This window comes from Phormidesmis priestleyi BC1401, assembly GCF_001650195.1.
Classification (GTDB): domain Bacteria; phylum Cyanobacteriota; class Cyanobacteriia; order Leptolyngbyales; family Leptolyngbyaceae; genus Phormidesmis_A; species Phormidesmis_A priestleyi_B.
Genome location: NZ_LXYR01000018.1, coordinates 16,795 through 32,948, shown reverse-complemented (window position 1 = coordinate 32,948; position 16,154 = coordinate 16,795). Strand labels below are relative to the sequence as shown.

The window sequence follows — 16,154 nt, the reverse complement described above, 5'->3', positions numbered from 1 at the left end:
TGAGAAGTAAAATAAGTGGCTTCTCAGGCATCTCCTGACCACTTTAAGCACTCGTTGCTGCCTTTCAAATCATTGGTATTGACTTCTCTCTATTCATTAAACAATCCCTGTTCAATAGTCCGGACAATTTTCGAGGCAGAGGCTGAGACTCGCATTCTACCGTCAGCATCTGACCTCGCCGAGGAGGCTCAGACCCGCATTCTACCGTTGGCGATTTAAAACTGTCCGGACTGGTGCCTGTTTTGACCATTACTAATATCAACTTGTATACATCTATATCTATCTATCGACCGCTAAAATCTTAATTAAACAAGTTTAGAAGTGTAACGATAATCGGCTAGAAATATCAATTCTTTAATTCCTAGAATGTTCTCCCGGCAAGGGGTTGCACGATAACTAAAGGTTTACTTATAGATTCTATCGAGTAATTCTTTGATCGTCCATAGAATTTCTCTTTACTTTCAGACAGTTGAACAGTAATCTTGTTTCAAGCGTTCAGTTAATTAAATAATAGGCAATGAACTGATTGGCACTGTCAATGCTAATCATTGCTTTTAATCAATGATGATTGAAGTCATTGATTCATCAATTTGAACGGTATTTCTTAACCCCAATTTCCGACTCAATTTTTGACGAGATTCATCTCTCGAAAATTGTTGCTCGGCTTTTTTTACCCTGTGATACACACTCACCAGGGACACGATCGCACTATCAAAAGGAAAGAATCATGACGGAGTTTTCACCCTTATCTCGGCGCAAGTTTCTGTTAGCAGCAAGCGCAACGGCAGCAGGCTCTATTCTTCTTAAAGGCTGCACAGGGAATCCGCCTGAAGCGGGAACTGGCTCAACCTCTTCTCCGGGTGCCAATCCCGTCGCGAGCGTAAAGCCGGGTGAAGAGCCAGAGGTGACAACGGCAAAACTGGGCTATATCCCGATCGTCGAAGCGGCTCCTATGATTGTCGCAAAAGAGAAAGGCTTTTTTGCCAAATATGGCATGGTCGATATGAAAATTGATAAGCAGGCAAACTGGGGCGCTGCGAGAGATAACGTCAAAATTGGCTCCGCGGGTGGCGGCATTGATGGCGGACAGTGGCAAATGCCGATGCCTTATCTAATTACAGAAGGGTTGATTACTGACAATACAAAAGTGCCAATGTATGTTTTGGCGCAGCTAAACACGCAAGGAAACGGAATTGCGATCTCCAACAAACATGCTGGGAAAAACATCGGACTAAAACTCAATGAGCAAGTTGCCTTTTTCAACAACCTGAAGTCAGGTGGCGCTCGGTTCAAAGCCGCTTACACTTTTCCTAAAGCAAATCAAGATTTTTGGATTCGCTATTGGCTCGCCGCAGGCGGAATCGACCCCGATGCAGAAGTGGAATTGCTCACAGTGCCTGCCTCACAGACCGTTGCAGATATGAAGCGCGGCGCAATGGATGCCTTTAGCACCGGAGATCCATGGCCTAATCGCATTGTGGCAGACAAAACAGGGTTCATCGCCGCCTTGACCGCAGAAATGTGGAAGGCGCACCCCGAAGAATATCTGGCAATACGAAAGGATTGGGTTGATAAACACCCGAAAGCAACCCGAGCGATTCTCAAAGGACTCATGGAAGCACAACAGTGGTGTGACAACTTTGATAATCGTGCAGAGCTTGCCACAATTCTGGCAAAACGAGAATATTTCAACGTGCCAGAGAACGTTTTGTTAGACCCACTGATGGGCAAATACAATCTGGGCGAACGGACGATCGATGACAAGTCAATGGCAGTTCTCTATTGGAAGGACAGCAAGGGCAGTGTGTCTTATCCCTACAAGAGCCACGATCTCTGGTTCTTGACCGAAAGCGTTCGCTGGGGCTTTTTACCCAAAGAAACACTAGCCAATGCCAAAACGCTAATTGATCAAGTCAACCGCGAAGATATCTGGAAACAGGCGGCTCAAGAACTAGGAATTGCAGCAGCCGATATTCCTACAAGCACATCTCGTGGCGTTGAAGAATTCTTTGACGGCATCAAATTTGATCCAGAAAAACCTCAAGCTTATTTAGACAGCTTGAAGATTAAGAAAGTGTAAAATCCTGTCTAAAAACCTCACGCTTACGAACCCATTTCCTCATCTCTCGAACCCGAACTTAGGAGCCTTGCTATGACCCTCGTTCAAAAACGCAACCCAACCACGTCTCTTCGCAAGCCCACTAACTCAAAGTTAATGGAGCGCTTAGATGACATTGCCTCGCCGTTAATTGCACTGCTTATTTTGCTTGCTATCTGGCAACTCCTGGCTTCCATTCCAGGATTGACCACGCTACCCACTCCGGTGCGAGTCGTGCAAGAAACTTGGATGCCTCTGATCGCTTATCCCTTCTATGATCGAGGCGGCACCGACAAAGGGCTGTTTTGGCAAGTCATGTCAAGTCTGCAACGAGTCGCGATTGGGTATTCTCTCGCTGCGGTCGTCGGCATTAGTCTTGGCATTCTCGTCGGCATGAACAAGCGAGTGTCTAAATCCCTTGACCCAATTTTTCAAATTCTCCGAACGGTTCCACCTTTAGCTTGGGTTCCGATCGCCCTTGCTGCTCTGCAACAAAACCAACCTGCTGCCCTATTTGTTATCTTCATCACGGCGATTTGGCCCATTCTCATTAACACGGCTGTTGGCGTTCAGCAGATTCCTAGCGATTACAACAACGTTGCCAAAGTGCTGCAGCTTCCTAAGTCAGAGTATTTCTTTAAGATTCTCTTTCCGGCTGCACTGCCCTATATCTTTACCGGATTGCGGATCTCGATCGGTCTTGCCTGGTTAGCAATTATCGCCGCAGAAATCGTGATGTCTGGCATCGTTGGCATTGGCTTCTTTATCTGGAACGCTTACCAAAACAGCCAAATTAGCGAAATCATTCTGGCACTGGTTTATATCGGTTTGGTGGGCTGGCTGCTCGACAAAATGATGGAGCGCCTTCAAACGCTCATTCTGCCTAGCAGTCAACGCTAATGATTCAGACATCATCATTCATCCACTCCCCTATCTAACCTTGCCATGACTCATTTTGTTACCGTTGAAAACGTTGAAAAAGTCTTTCCCCTCACCAATGGCGATACCTATATCGCGCTCAAAGGGATTGACCTAAACATCGAAAAAGGCGAATTTATTTCTCTCATTGGTCACTCTGGTTGCGGTAAATCGACTTTGCTCAACATGATTGCTGGGCTAGACTTGCCCACCGATGGGGTGGTCATGCTAGAAAACGAAGAAGTGCTCAAGCCGGGACCCGATCGCATGGTCGTGTTTCAAAATTATTCGCTGCTGCCGTGGATGAGCGTTCGCCAAAATATCGAGCTGGCTGTGAAGAATGTTTTAGGACATCTGCCTGCTGCCGAACGCAGTGAAATTGTTGAGCACCACATCGATATGGTGGGGCTGCGCCACGCAGCAGACAAGCCCCCTGACCAGCTCTCTGGCGGCATGAAACAGCGCGTCGCGATCGCCCGTGCCTTCGCCATTAAACCTAAGCTGCTGCTGCTGGATGAGCCGTTTGGCGCGCTCGATGCCCTGACTCGCGGCAACCTGCAAGAAAAGCTGATGGAGATCTGCGAAGAAAATCACGTCACGACTGTGATGGTGACGCACGATGTCGATGAGGCGATTTTGCTGTCCGATCGAGTTGTCATGCTCACCAATGGACCCGAGTCTAAAATCGGTCAGATTTTAGACATTGACATTCCTCGACCTCGCAAGCGGATGGAGGTGATTAGTCACCCCAACTACTACAGCTATCGCAGCGAGATTATTTACTTTCTCAATCAGCAGAAGCAAATCAAAAAACTTCGTGCCAGAAAGACGGCTGCTGTGGCGCGTCATGGGTTAGAGAAAATCAATCTAGAGATTGGCTTTGTTCCTCTGGTCGCCTGTGCGCCGTTGGCGATCGCCAAAGAAAAAGGGTTTTTTGCCCACCACGGCTTAGACGACGTGCATCTAGTGCGCGAATCAAGCTGGCGCGGCATTCAGGATGGCATTGTAGGCGGCTATCTCGATGCGGCTCAGATGCCTTCTGGGATGCCCGTTTGGATGACGGTCGGTGGCATGGACGGTAAGTCGATTCCGATCGTCAGTGCTCTCACCCTCACCCGCAACGGCAACGCGATCACTCTCGATAAACGCTTTTATGATCAGGGCGTGCACACGCTGAATGATCTAAAGCGAATGCTGTTAGAAACGGCTGATAAACAGCACATCTTCGGCGTAGTGCATCCTGCCTCAATGCATAATTTATTGCTGCGCTACTGGCTGGCAGCAGGCGGAATCGATCCTGATCGTGATATCTCGATCACAACGCTGCCTCCCGCTCAAATGGTCGCCAACCTAAAAGCAGGCAGCATTGATGGCTATTGTGTCGGCGAACCGTGGAACATTCGCGCAGCAGTTGAGGGAATTGGTTATACGATCGCCACTGATTTAGAAATCTGGAATGGTCATCCCGGTAAGGTTTTGGGAGTGCGAGAAGATTGGGCAAACGCCTATCCTAATACTCATGTAGCGCTTGTGAAAGCGCTGTTAGAAGCGTGTCGCTATTGCACCGATGAAGCCAATCATGAAGAGATTCGCGAGATTCTTTCACGCGGCGAATACTTAAGCTCTGAGTTAGAGTTCATTCAACTCGGCGACCCCAACAATCGGGTGTGCGATCTGCGTCCGTCGCCTAAAGAATATGCTCACCATCAGTTTTATGGGCACGGAGTTAATCGTCCGAGTCGCACTGAGCATTTGTGGATGATGACGCAGATGGCGCGTTGGGGTGACATTCCGTTTCCACGCAACTGGGTCGAGATTTTAGAGCGAGTTAGCAAAGTCAATGTGTTCAGCATTGCTGCACGAGAGCTAGGGCTGTCAGATCTCACCTACAGCCGGGGCGCGATTCAATTATTTGATGGGGTCAACTTTAGTGCCGATGACCCGATCGCATATCTCAACAGCCTCAAAATTAAACACGACATCTACATGGCAGAAGTCGCGATCGAGAAACCTCTCGCACGAACGGCTTAATCTCTTTTTCCGTCCCTGCAAACGCTAACCGCAACACAAACGCTAATGACTACAGTAACCCAAGATTTACAGGTTTCTGATTCCGTCAATCAGGTTCCCTTTCTGGTCGTCGATCGCGTCTCTAAGGTCTACCCCACCAAAGATGGCGACGGCTACACCGTTCTCAAAGACGTTAACCTCACTGTTAATCAGGGCGAATTTATTTGCGTCATTGGTCACTCTGGCTGCGGCAAATCGACGCTGCTGAATATGGTCAGTGGGTTTTCTCACCCGACCGACGGTGAAGTGCGGCTGCAAGGTAAACCGATCGTCAAACCAGGTCCCGATCGCATGGTGGTTTTTCAAGGATATGCTCTGCTGCCCTGGCTGAGTGTCTTTGAGAATGTCTATTTGGGCGTGAACTCGGTCTATCCCCAAAAGTCTAAAGCTGAGAAAACGCGCATCGTTAAAGAACACCTGGCGATGGTTGGTTTGGCAGACTCAATGGAGAAAAAGCCTCCACAGATTTCGGGTGGTATGAAGCAGCGAGTCGCGATCGCTCGTGCGTTAGCCATCCGCCCTGAAGTGCTGATCTTAGATGAACCGTTTGGTGCACTCGATGCAATCACCAAAGAAGAACTGCAAGAAGAACTGCTCAAAATCTGGAATGATCATCGCTGCACCGTGTTGATGATTACCCACGATATTGACGAGGCGTTGTTTCTCGCCGATCGCCTGGTGATGATGACCAATGGACCTGCCGCTGACATTGGTGAAGTGTTAGACATTCCGTTTCGTCGCCCCCGCGATCGAGCGCGAATCATGGAAGCCCCCGAATATTATCAGTTGCGGAACTACGCGTTAGATTTCCTCTATAACCGATTTGCCCACGACGACACCGAATAGTCGTCTTTTGCAGTAAGTGGGTTCGCGATGGCGCTGTTGATTGGGTCAGTCAGTAGCGCTTTTTTTATGGGTTTGGGGCGATCGAGTCGGCTTCACCAGATGGTGCGTCTGAGGCGTAAGCGGACAGTGAAGCGTGATCAGATCGGACTCACTGAATAACTTGGACAACTCAACATAGGTTACGCCAAGTTCTTCACAAACAGGATTGCGACTGACATCATCAGCGAGAAGACGACACCCAAATCCCTTTGCCCGATTCTGCCCGTTCCACTAGCACCTCTTCATAGTAGGAGCGATTGAAGATGCCGATGCGACCCCGTTCGGGCAGTGCTCGACACGAGCGCCATAAACAATCGTGATCCAGTTCTTCGTCTGAGGGCGCTTTAAAGCTAAGAACCCGACAGCCCCGCGGGTTAATGCCCGACGTGACGTGCTTCATTGTGCTGTCTTTCCCAACGGCATCGAGTGCCTGAAAAATGAGCAGCGCTGCATAGCGATTGTTGGCATAGAGAATGTCTCGATAAGTCGATAACCGTTCAACGTCACGCTGCAATTTGTCAGCGATGTCTTCTTTTTTTTGATACTTCCCACCATATTCGGGGTCATAATCTTTGCTTGACGAAGTTTTTGAGCTAGGCAGAACGATGAACGAATCGTGGTTCATAACAATACCAACGCCCTACTAGACTCTCAGAGAATATGAGAGTCAAAGGTTATCTATGAGAGAACACCTATCTTTATAGAGGTTGTGCCTTGATTCGTAAGTGTGTCTGCATCCGTTTGCTATGTTGCTTTCTAAGTTAGGCGATCGGGGTCAATCCCCAGCCTGCGTAACTCAGCCGCTAGGACCTCTGCCCGTTGACGTTCCTGGTCTGCTCGTTGGCGTTCTTCATCTGCCCGTTGATGTTCTTCGTCTGCCCGTTGACGCGCCTCGGTTGCTCGTTGGCGTTCTTCATCGGCTCGTTGGCGTTCTTCATCAGCTCGTAGACGTTCTTCATCGGCTCTTTGGCGCTCTTCATCGGCTCTTTGGCGTTCTTGGTCTACCTGTTCTGAACTCCAAAGCAGCAGATTGCCAGATGCATCCCACCAGCGCAGCCAGTTTGCGGTTTGTTTGAGACGCTCTCCTGCCCAGATTCCTAAAAACAGATTTAACTCAGGAATCCACACCCGTTTCTGAGCATCCGCTTCTTGCATGACATAGCGTCTGTTTTGCGACAGGCACCGGACTTCGAGACTAGGTTCATAAGGATCGTAGGTGACGTAGGTCGGCACTTGCAAAATTTGCTCATAAAAATAGAGCTTGCCATAAGGAGGAGTCGATCGTACCGACAACTCGCCGCCCTCTTCTTGTGAGAGAAACTCCATTGCGATCGCAACAGGCGCACCCTCTAAGTTAGGAGTGTAGCTGCGTCGAATGGTGCCTTCCGCGATCGGATGCACTTGGGGCACATAAAACCAGTCTGGGGCTTTGACTACTGTCTTTTTGTTCATCGTGGCGACCAACCCAAAGTTTGAGCCAATCAGCATTTCGGGCTGGATGTGCCTGTTGGCTCCTAGCGCATCGGTCAGGGCGGCAGCGAGGGGCGGTTGTTGAATATTTTCCACAGGGTCATCTGGTAACACAAAGTCGAGTGGCAGAGCTTCCCAAGTGACGATCGGCTCTTTTTTAACAGAAGGAATTTGCAGAACCATAGGTTGACCCCTAATCACAGACCCGTCGTTGCAGCGTCTTTGAGCTATTTAGAGTTTAGCTCACTCTTTCTAGGCACCAATCTCAAAGAGGGTCTTGATAAGCAGAAATTTCATCCACTCGGATTTCAACAAAGGCTTCCTGTCCGATCGTTGAGCCGATCACAACTTTGGCGCTAATAGAAAACTCTGATAACGCAGTCGCGATCGCCACAATATGATTAAAAACACGCTGATTCATCGCACTGTCAGCACCATTGATCACGAGCGTTGGAACGGTTGAAATCGTGGTGAAATACCATTCACAGTTGGTCAGCAGCGCTTGAGTGACTCCATCACAAGATTCATAGAAATATCGACTGAGTGCTTCTTCGAGCTGGCGGATCAGGCTGCTGTCTGTTTCTTCTAGCTTGAGAGGGGGTAAGTCATCAGAGGGAAGTGAATGGTGGTTCATGGGAAATAGGAGATACAACAGCGATCTCTATTATGCTCAAGAGAACTGAGACGTTCGATCGGGGTCACTTACAGCAGAGCAAAATTGATTTTCAGGAGGTTATTCAGTTTCATTGCTATCATACGCACTAATTGTCTTGTGCAATACTTTGGCTAGTTTTAGGCAGCAATAGCACCGTAATCACAAAGGGCTGATATAGCTATCTATTTGGCGCGTTTATGATTATTTGCACCCTAATAGATGGGTCGCTTTCTTGTCAAAAACTGTCCAGAGTGTTGACTGATTCTATCTATTGAATGATTGCTATTTATGCAGAGTTCTTATCAGCGTCTTGCTCCGTTTATTCAAGACTATATTTATAGCAATGGCTGGACTGATCTGAGACACGCTCAAGTCGAAGCCTGTCGCGTTGTATTTGAGACAGATGACCATCTACTCATTGCAGCCGGAACGGCATCTGGCAAGACAGAAGCCGCATTTCTGCCCATATTGACCCTGCTGCATGAAAATCCTCCTGAGTCGATCGGAGCCGTGTACATCAGTCCGATTAAGGCGTTGATTAACGACCAGTTCGATCGCTTAAATGATCTCTTAAAACACGCTGAGATTCCCGTGTGGGCGTGGCATGGAGATGTCGCCCAAAGCTGTAAGAAGAAGCTATTCACCCATCCGCGTGGCATTTTGCAAATCACACCAGAGTCATTAGAAAGCCTGCTGATTAACAAACGGGCTGATCTCGATCGTGTCTTTGGTGATCTGCGGTTTGTCGTGATTGACGAGATTCACGCCTTTATTGGCAGCGATCGGGGCGCTCAGATTCTCTGTCAGTTGTCTCGTCTTGCCAAACTCACCCACAATCAGCCGCGCCGAATCGGATTGTCAGCCACATTAGGAGATTATGGTTTGGCTGAAGAGTGGCTGCGATCGGGCACATCTCGCTCGGTCAGCACCCCAAAAATTGACGACGGACAGCGAACGATTCAGCTTTCGTTAGAGCATTTCTACGATCCGGGATTGGTTGTGAGAGCGATCGGGGAAACCAAGGATTCAGCGTTTAACCCTTATCATTTGCATCTGTTCAATCAAAGTCAGGGGCGCAAATGCCTGATCTTTGCTAACGGACGCACCGCGACTGAAGACGCGATCGCCGCTCTGCGAGATATTGCCCACGCTAAAGGATTTCCGGATATCTATCACGTTCATCACGGCAGCATCTCAGCCTCCCTGCGAGAAACCGCAGAAACCGCGATGCGAAAACCAGATACGCCCGCCGTGACTGCTGCGACTGTGACTTTTGAGATGGGCATTGATTTAGGACAACTCGATCGGGTCATTCAGCTTGAAGCGCCTGCATCGGTCGCGAGCTTTTTGCAGCGATTAGGGCGATCGGGCAGACGAGGCGGCGCGGCTGAGATGAGATTCATCTGTGCAGAAGAGCGACCCACGGGTGAGGAATCGTTGCCCGAACAGGTGCCCTGGCAGCTTTTGCAGTGCATCGCCGTGATTCAGCTTTATCTCGAAGAAAAATGGATTGAGCCGACTCGATCGCTGCGCTATCCGTTCAGTTTGCTCTATCACCAAACAATGAGTGTGTTGGCATCGCAAGGAGAGCTTTCACCCTCAGCGCTGGCTGAACAGGTGCTGACGCTCCCGCCTTTTCAAGCTATTTCACAACCCGATTTTCGGCAGCTATTGCGACATTTAATCGAGATTGATCAGATTGAGAAAACACCCGAAGGCGGACTGATTATTGGACTGCAAGGAGAAAAGATTGCTCGAAATTTCAAGTTTTACGCGATCTTCCCGGATGCTGAGGATTATGTCGTTAAGCGGGATAGTAAGGCGATCGGGAGCATTGTGGTGCCGCCGAGTGAGGGTGATCTGATCTCGCTTGCGGGGCGGGTATGGGAAGTGCTGGAAGTAGACTCGAAGAAAAAAGTGATTGCGGTGCAAGCCAGCCAAAAGGCAGCAACTTCTAGTTCTTGGCGAGGCAGTGCAGGAGAGATTCATACGCGGGTGCTGCAACGAATGCGGCAAATTCTTTTAGAAACTACGCACTATTCTTATCTGCAAGAGGGCGCACAAAAACGACTGCAGCTTGCCCGTGAGATGGCACACAATAGCGGATTGTTGAGTCATCCGATCGTGCGGTTAGATGAAGAGCTTTGCTGCATTTTTCCCTGGGCAGGAACCACGGCGTTTCGCACGTTAGAACGCTTTTTGAGGTTCTACTGCAAAGGGGCGTTGGGGCTGAAAAGCATTAAAACCCGATCGCCCTATTTCATCATCGTCAGATTGGGTAAGTGCAAGCTAGAAAGTCTGGAGTCTGAACTGCGATCGTTTGGGGCGGCTTGGAGTGAGTCGCCGCTAGATAGCAAAACTATCAATACTGATGAATTGCTTGACCCGGATGAAGTCCCCAAACTGCAAAAATATGACGAATTTATTCCGACTGATTTGCTCCGAAGAAGCTTTATTGTTGATTATTTGAGTCTTCAGGAATTAGGGAAAATTATTCAACGCTGGTAATGTTTGAATGAATGCAACTGAATCATACGTTTACCCGATGTCTTGGAGACGTTCCACCGAAACGTCTCTACGTTATTTTTTCTCGCAGCCGATGCCGTCTTTGTCACGATCGAACCGATGCGGGTCGGGAGCCAACACTCTAAAATTGCGATAGGGAATGTCTTTGCAGTCCAGGTCAGGCGGCGGGGAAGGAATGCAAACACTGGGATAAGCAGGATCGCAATTCTTCGCCGTAGAAGACAGTGTAGTTAGCAGAAAGGGTGACAATATCAGCGCGGTCAAACCGCAGGTTACAGCAAGCGATTTCATTCGGTCGTCAAATCCATAGGGGGAGTATCAAAAATATAGCGTACTCTCCGAGGAGGACAACAGGTACTTTTCTTCTTCTTTAAAACAACACAATTCAACCTCTTTACCTGATGTACTGTCCTATAACAAATTCAGTTGAGAAAAAACTTTGGTGAACAATTAGCTCCTACTTATCGATTTAACTATGTCTGATACAGAATACCTAGAATAGTTAGCGATCGACAAAGATCCGGTTAGAGCGGTGTGGGACAAAGCTTATGAAACAGAGTGATTGGGCTATGGAATCACGATCGACGAGGTTTAACGGGTGGCACCGCTTCTAGATAAGAGAGATTGCTCGATCGCCGAAAAGATTCTCGTCAATTGGGCGCTCAAACAGGTTTGGAGACGGTTGACTCACAGCGTTTAGAGAGCAGAGAAAACCCTACTCTTAAAGTCGTGAAATCCGCTTATAGACAGGTTATTCAGCTTTGCAAGAAAAGCGATAATAGGGATAGAACAAAGATGGAGCAGAGAGATTGTTAAGTTCGATCGTTCCCCCCGTTTCTTTCCCCCAAGCGACTCAAAAAGCGCGTTTGTGGATGCCTGAGCAAGTTCTGTTTACCCCCGCAGCTTTAGATGAGCCTTGGGGTCAGCAAATTCTTTCGCGAGTCAAGGCTTTAAATCTGCCTGTCGAAGAGTTGCCTAAAAATCGGCTCACAGGTTTGCGCGGCGAGACTGAGCGCGAAACCTATGCAATTTCTAAGCGCACCTTAGCGGTAGTGAATGCACCACCGAGCAGCTTAAAACTAAGTCCGATTCCGCCATCGGCTGACTGGCAGTTTCACTTGGCTGAGGGGTGTCCGGCTCACTGTCAATATTGTTATCTAGCAGGAAGTCTGTCTGGTCCGCCTGTGATTCGGGCGTTTGCCAATTTGCCTCAGACGTTGCAGCATCTCGGAAGCTACGAAAAATCTGGTAATCCCACTTCGTTTGAGGTGAGTTGCTACACTGACCCGCTCGGCATTGAGCATTTGACGGGCAGTTTAGCAGAGTGCATTCGCTATTTTGGGACTCGTGAGGATGGCTATCTGCGCTGGGTGTCGAAGTTTGATGGCGTAGATGAGTTGCTAGATCTGCCGCACAATGGGCATACTCGCTGTCGATTTAGTGTGAATGCTGCCCCGATTAGCGATCGCCTCGAAGGAGGCACGGCATCGGTTGCCAATCGACTTCAGGCACTGCGGAAGCTGGCGTTGCCCCGTGCACAAGGTGGAGGCGGCTATCCAGTAGGGTTAGTGATTGCGCCGATTATGCCGATCGAGGATTGGGAAGAGCACTACACCAGTCTTTTTGATGCGATTAGCGCGGCATTAGACTTTGAGTGCGATTTGACGTTTGAGCTAATTTCTCATCGCTTTACGCCAGGGTCTAAAGAGGTGTTGCAGTCGTGGTATCCCAACAGCAAGCTAGAGATGGATGAGTCTAAGCGAGTGGTTAAGCGCAATAAGTTTGGTGGCACCAAATATGTCTATGACTCTACCACGATGAAGTCGATGCGCCAGTTTTTTGAAGGGCAGATTCGCGATCGGTTTCCTCAAGCAAAGGTTTTGTATTGGACATAATGTAGAGACGTTCCGGCGGAGCGTCTTGATTAATTATGAGGAGACGTTTCACCGAAACGTCTCTACAGGGTTGGGTGATGCGGTTTCTGGTTTCTTACTCGATCGGTTCAGACTGCAATCTAGAATTAGCAACCTATCGCTGGATTAGGCGAGAAGCATTCGATCTAGCCACTCACGCAGCCAGAACTCAGTGTAAAACACTAAAAGCACAATCAACGGAACAATAACACAGCCGATTAAGAAATCGGTTGCAACAACAGACAGATCTACGTTGAAATAATCTCGCGCCAAAATCACAAAATCGTTATCGATAACGCCACCGATCCCGCCTTCATACATTTCTCGATAGTCGAGATCATGAGCCAGATTCCAGGCAAACTGAACGTCAGAGAACAGCGTAAAGAATCCCAACATACTATAAATGGAGCGATCGCCCGAAGACCGACAAAAGTATCCGCTGATCGATAAATATAAACAAACTGCGATCGCAACCAACTCCATGCCGTGACCCATAAATATCGAAAGTATTAAATTTATGGATGTTGATAGACAAATACTATAAATGCTGGTGAATATTCCCAGTAACACTAGAATGAATCGATAGCGACGACAGCAGTAAGCAAGGAAAGCGATCGCTAAATAAACGAGACAAATCACAAAGATAGATTGGTCAAAGACTAGCGTTACGCCTCCACCATAGGCGAGATTGACCGTCGGAATTGCAGGACGACCAAACAGCCAGTGAGTTGCGGCATGTCCAATTTCGTGTACCAGAATTAGAAACCCGTGGAATAAAACTCTAAACGGGCTGATAATCGTCAGCGCGATCGCTAAAATGAATCCCGTCAGCAATGCGCTTGAGCCTTTTGAGTCGACAGATCTGATCCGCGATCGAGAACGACTCCCCGAAGTTTGAGGAGGATGAACCGCCGTAGAAGTGAACGATGCAGAAGATTCTAAAGTAAGTGTTTCAGACCAAACGGATCGATTGACTCCATTTACGCGCCCAAATACCTGAACGGATTGAATCCGATCGCTCTTGATATCCTGCATTCTGTCTTGAATCAGAGCGATCGTGGCTTCAGAGTCTGGCACCTGATCGGCTTCGAGCAAAATTCGCAGACAGGTTGATTGCAGACTCACCTTCACGGTGATCGCTCGATCTACAAACGTCTGATTGAGTAAGGCTGAGAGTGCCTGCATCTCACCGCTCTTGGCTGATTCTACTAGCTCCCATTCGTTCATCAATTTATCACCATCACATCTTGGCATTAGAATTTCCCTATCTCAGCTTAAAGTACCCGAAAAGGTAGTTTCATTTGTCCGTAATAGTCGCTCTTAGCCCTGATGAAACCCATAGAGTTAGTCATTAAGAGGCATTCAAAGGGAGATAAGCAATTCCTCTTCTACCCCTCGTGCTAAGAGTCTTTTTCAAAGCAGAACTTTCTGGGGAGCCGTTTTGACGGCGATCGCGTCCATTTCCCCTGCGATCGCTAAAAATGTTTCAGACTATCAGGAGAAAGGGAAAATCGACCCCAACAGCGTCTCTCAGATTGCGGTGGTTTTAGCGACAACAGGGTTGACGATTTTGGGACGGCTTGATGCCACTGCTCCTCTCTATACGCTCAATGAACTGGAACAGGCACGAATTGAAAACGTTTTAAAATCCAGCAGGTATGTTCTGCTAAAACCTAAACAGAATTCGATGTCTAACACAAACGACAGCACTTCAATATCGCTCGGCTCTGCGCCAAACAGATATTGCACTGCTTTTAATGCACTATCGTGATCAACGATGACTCCTTTCCAAAATTGCCCGTTAGAAAAACGGTTAGCTTCATACTGTAACGAGAGGTTGTGTTCTCAATCACGGGTTCTATTCAAACCGTTTACACTCCTGCTCAAGATAGCGCTTCAAGATAATAGAGATCGTATTGTGACTGCCGATCTACTCAACGTTCACTCTACGATCGGCTTTCGCATTGATTTGATTTGTCCTCGCTTGGTTTTATGATCGAGCCGTTTTCTCTGAGAGCTACGGGTCGGTTTCGTGAGTTTACGCGGACGCGGCACGATCACAGCGCGGGTGATCAAGGCTTGCAGCCGTCCCAATGCTTCTTCTCGGTTTTGCTCTTGGCTGCGGTGTTCTTGAGCTTTAATCACCACGATTCCGTCTTGGGTAATGCGATGATCACTGAGGTTTAACAGCGCTTCTTTATAACGATCGGGCAGCGATGAAGCCTTAATATCAAATCTCAAATGAATTGCAGTTGCCACCTTATTGACGTTTTGACCGCCTGCCCCCTGCGATCGAATCGCATTCATCTCAATCTCGCTGAACGGAATGGTGACGTGTTTAGAGATTTGCAGCATGGTTTGAGGGTATAGCTTTGCGCAATTTCGTAGTGCTATGGTAGCCCACGAACTGATAGGGTTTGCCCATCATCACTTAACGACAAACGTTTGACGACTGAGCGATCGCCCTTCTAACGACATCTGCACCCGCCACGTTCCGGGCGAGGTGTTTGCTTTAAGTTGATAAAAACAGTAGGTTGTCCAGACCGATTTTTCGATGAGTTGCGTTTGATAAGTGCTCTGAAGAACCGTTTGCCCGGACGGATCAATCCATTCACACGTCGGACTCAAGCGATTGCCCAACGGGGTATCTTGCAGGGTGACTCGATAAAACACCTTGGGCTTGTTTTGGCGATCGATTTGACCTGCATCAATCTTACTATTCGCAAGGGTAATTCGATTTTGCAAGACAGAAATTCGTGCGATTTGCTGTTGATATTGTTGATGTAAAAGTGCTGTAGTTGCGATGCCACCTGTGAGGGTGACTGCAATCACTCCGCCAATCAGCCAGTTTCGTTTTTGCCGTCTTAAAAGTGCTTTGCGTCGGTTTAACTGCACGATCGCTTCGTCTAGCAAATCATCAGACAAGTTGAGTTGCAGCAAGATTTGTCTAACTTGTTCTGATGACAACTCGCCCTTACGCTGTCTTGAGAGTTGCCCCACTTCAGCGACAAGTTGAGTGAACTGCGTTTGAGTGAGTGGTGTATCCATATCAATGAGTGCGATCGTGGTTGAACATTGATAACACGCCGATCAAATCTTGCACGAATTTTCCTGTTTAAGTCTTGCCTGTAGAGATAGTACTACTGTATTAGTCAGCGTTGCACGTTAAAGCTTGTATTGAATTTAAGAGCTTAAACGAGGGCACAAAGAAATTATCTCTGCACCCCTGCCGATCGGTAAGTTGATCCAGAGTTATCGATCGAGCACTTCGCCCATCTCATCAGTCTTCAACAAGATCTCGCCATAGTCAGGAATCCATGCGAGCCAATGGTTTTGAGCATATTGACACAGCAGCCAAGCCTCGTCAAAACTAAAGGCAGTCGGCAGATTCAACACCTTCACCCACATCGAAGGCGCAAATTTGGGTAAGCGAGATTGCTCCCGTCTTTGCAAAATCTCCCACGCTAGAGAACTCATCGTTTCGTCTTGAGGCGTGACTGATGGAATAGAACAAAAGTTAGTTTGAAGCATAAATAAATCCTCTGAAGCGAAAAAGCGATGTAGTGGTTGGTCTTAAAACTGCCGTGCAGAGAGAATGCACTAATTAATTTATTCTGTA

15 protein-coding genes and 1 pseudogene are annotated in these 16,154 nt (G+C 48.1%); 6 read left to right on the top strand and 10 right to left on the bottom strand.

Going from position 1 to position 16,154, the window contains the following annotated elements; translation table 11 throughout:
- Positions 1–727: 727 nt before the first annotated feature.
- The 4 genes from A8707_RS11765 (at position 728) to A8707_RS11750 (ending at position 5,932) form a co-directional block, all read left to right on the top strand.
- Positions 728–2,080, top strand: coding sequence for a CmpA/NrtA family ABC transporter substrate-binding protein (locus A8707_RS11765; RefSeq protein WP_068817171.1), 1,353 nt, complete (start codon positions 728–730; stop codon positions 2,078–2,080).
- A 72-nt stretch (positions 2,081–2,152) separates the two neighbouring features.
- Complete coding sequence (gene ntrB / locus A8707_RS11760) at positions 2,153–2,998, top strand: nitrate ABC transporter permease (protein WP_068817169.1); 846 nt, start codon at positions 2,153–2,155, stop codon at positions 2,996–2,998.
- A gap of 45 nt (positions 2,999–3,043) precedes the next feature.
- The gene (locus tag A8707_RS11755; RefSeq protein WP_068817167.1) at positions 3,044–5,047 is read left to right on the top strand and encodes an ABC transporter ATP-binding/substrate-binding protein; all 2,004 of its coding nucleotides are present in this window, start codon (positions 3,044–3,046) and stop codon (positions 5,045–5,047) included.
- 45 nt (positions 5,048–5,092) lie between these two features.
- Complete coding sequence (locus tag A8707_RS11750) at positions 5,093–5,932, top strand: nitrate ABC transporter ATP-binding protein (RefSeq protein ID WP_068817165.1); 840 nt, start codon at positions 5,093–5,095, stop codon at positions 5,930–5,932.
- A gap of 45 nt (positions 5,933–5,977) precedes the next feature.
- Here the strand turns inward: A8707_RS11750 and A8707_RS30620 are convergent.
- The 4 genes and pseudogenes from A8707_RS30620 to A8707_RS11735 all read right to left on the bottom strand — a co-directional run.
- A pseudogene (locus A8707_RS30620) lies at positions 5,978–6,130 on the bottom strand (NAD(P)-dependent oxidoreductase); the annotation flags it as partial.
- Between the two features lie 22 nt (positions 6,131–6,152).
- A complete protein-coding gene (locus A8707_RS11745) occupies positions 6,153–6,596 on the bottom strand; it encodes a polyphosphate kinase 2 family protein (RefSeq protein WP_082906333.1) in 444 nt (147 codons plus the stop codon).
- 131 nt (positions 6,597–6,727) lie between these two features.
- Positions 6,728–7,624: a DUF874 domain-containing protein gene (locus A8707_RS11740; RefSeq protein WP_068817163.1), complete on the bottom strand. Its 897-nt coding sequence runs from the start codon at positions 7,622–7,624 to the stop codon at positions 6,728–6,730.
- Positions 7,625–7,706: 82 nt separating this feature from the next.
- Complete coding sequence (locus A8707_RS11735; protein WP_068817162.1) at positions 7,707–8,075, bottom strand: hypothetical protein; 369 nt, start codon at positions 8,073–8,075, stop codon at positions 7,707–7,709.
- A gap of 309 nt (positions 8,076–8,384) precedes the next feature.
- On the opposite strand from A8707_RS11735, the gene A8707_RS11730 reads away from it, so the two are divergent.
- Complete coding sequence (locus A8707_RS11730; protein WP_068817160.1) at positions 8,385–10,604, top strand: DEAD/DEAH box helicase; 2,220 nt, start codon at positions 8,385–8,387, stop codon at positions 10,602–10,604.
- A 72-nt stretch (positions 10,605–10,676) separates the two neighbouring features.
- On the opposite strand, the gene A8707_RS29050 is transcribed toward A8707_RS11730, so the two are convergent.
- Positions 10,677–10,913 (bottom strand): excalibur calcium-binding domain-containing protein, encoded by a 237-nt coding sequence (locus tag A8707_RS29050; RefSeq protein WP_082906332.1) that lies wholly within the window; start codon positions 10,911–10,913, stop codon positions 10,677–10,679.
- Between the two features lie 581 nt (positions 10,914–11,494).
- On the opposite strand from A8707_RS29050, the gene A8707_RS11725 reads away from it, so the two are divergent.
- Positions 11,495–12,517 (top strand): spore photoproduct lyase family protein, encoded by a 1,023-nt coding sequence (locus tag A8707_RS11725; protein ID WP_197484740.1) that lies wholly within the window; start codon positions 11,495–11,497, stop codon positions 12,515–12,517.
- Positions 12,518–12,661: 144 nt separating this feature from the next.
- On the opposite strand, the gene A8707_RS11720 is transcribed toward A8707_RS11725, so the two are convergent.
- The 5 genes from A8707_RS11720 to A8707_RS11700 form a co-directional block, all read right to left on the bottom strand.
- Complete coding sequence (locus tag A8707_RS11720; RefSeq protein ID WP_068817156.1) at positions 12,662–13,762, bottom strand: hypothetical protein; 1,101 nt, start codon at positions 13,760–13,762, stop codon at positions 12,662–12,664.
- A gap of 372 nt (positions 13,763–14,134) precedes the next feature.
- Entirely contained in the window at positions 14,135–14,314 is a 180-nt protein-coding gene (locus tag A8707_RS30615; RefSeq protein ID WP_156518513.1) for a hypothetical protein, read from the bottom strand.
- A gap of 162 nt (positions 14,315–14,476) precedes the next feature.
- The gene (gene arfB, locus A8707_RS11710; protein WP_068817153.1) at positions 14,477–14,890 is read right to left on the bottom strand and encodes an alternative ribosome rescue aminoacyl-tRNA hydrolase ArfB; all 414 of its coding nucleotides are present in this window, start codon (positions 14,888–14,890) and stop codon (positions 14,477–14,479) included.
- 72 nt (positions 14,891–14,962) lie between these two features.
- A complete protein-coding gene (locus tag A8707_RS11705; protein ID WP_068817151.1) occupies positions 14,963–15,583 on the bottom strand; it encodes a DUF3859 domain-containing protein in 621 nt (206 codons plus the stop codon).
- A 204-nt stretch (positions 15,584–15,787) separates the two neighbouring features.
- A complete protein-coding gene (locus A8707_RS11700; RefSeq protein WP_156518509.1) occupies positions 15,788–16,066 on the bottom strand; it encodes a hypothetical protein in 279 nt (92 codons plus the stop codon).
- Between the last annotated feature and the right edge of the window lie 88 nt (positions 16,067–16,154).

Coding starts and splice junctions, on each gene's coding strand:
- A8707_RS11705 (WP_068817151.1), bottom strand. CDS start 15,583: ATGGATACACCACTCACTCAAACGCAGTTCACTCAACTTGTCGCTGAA.
- A8707_RS11765 (WP_068817171.1), top strand. CDS start 728: ATGACGGAGTTTTCACCCTTATCTCGGCGCAAGTTTCTGTTAGCAGCA.
- ntrB (WP_068817169.1), top strand. CDS start 2,153: ATGACCCTCGTTCAAAAACGCAACCCAACCACGTCTCTTCGCAAGCCC.
- A8707_RS11740 (WP_068817163.1), bottom strand. CDS start 7,624: ATGGTTCTGCAAATTCCTTCTGTTAAAAAAGAGCCGATCGTCACTTGG.
- A8707_RS11725 (WP_197484740.1), top strand. CDS start 11,495: ATGCCTGAGCAAGTTCTGTTTACCCCCGCAGCTTTAGATGAGCCTTGG.
- A8707_RS11750 (WP_068817165.1), top strand. CDS start 5,093: ATGACTACAGTAACCCAAGATTTACAGGTTTCTGATTCCGTCAATCAG.
- A8707_RS11720 (WP_068817156.1), bottom strand. CDS start 13,762: ATGAACGAATGGGAGCTAGTAGAATCAGCCAAGAGCGGTGAGATGCAG.
- A8707_RS11735 (WP_068817162.1), bottom strand. CDS start 8,075: ATGAACCACCATTCACTTCCCTCTGATGACTTACCCCCTCTCAAGCTA.
- arfB (WP_068817153.1), bottom strand. CDS start 14,890: ATGCTGCAAATCTCTAAACACGTCACCATTCCGTTCAGCGAGATTGAG.
- A8707_RS11755 (WP_068817167.1), top strand. CDS start 3,044: ATGACTCATTTTGTTACCGTTGAAAACGTTGAAAAAGTCTTTCCCCTC.
- A8707_RS11745 (WP_082906333.1), bottom strand. CDS start 6,596: ATGAACCACGATTCGTTCATCGTTCTGCCTAGCTCAAAAACTTCGTCA.
- A8707_RS11700 (WP_156518509.1), bottom strand. CDS start 16,066: ATGCTTCAAACTAACTTTTGTTCTATTCCATCAGTCACGCCTCAAGAC.
- A8707_RS29050 (WP_082906332.1), bottom strand. CDS start 10,913: ATGAAATCGCTTGCTGTAACCTGCGGTTTGACCGCGCTGATATTGTCA.
- A8707_RS11730 (WP_068817160.1), top strand. CDS start 8,385: ATGCAGAGTTCTTATCAGCGTCTTGCTCCGTTTATTCAAGACTATATT.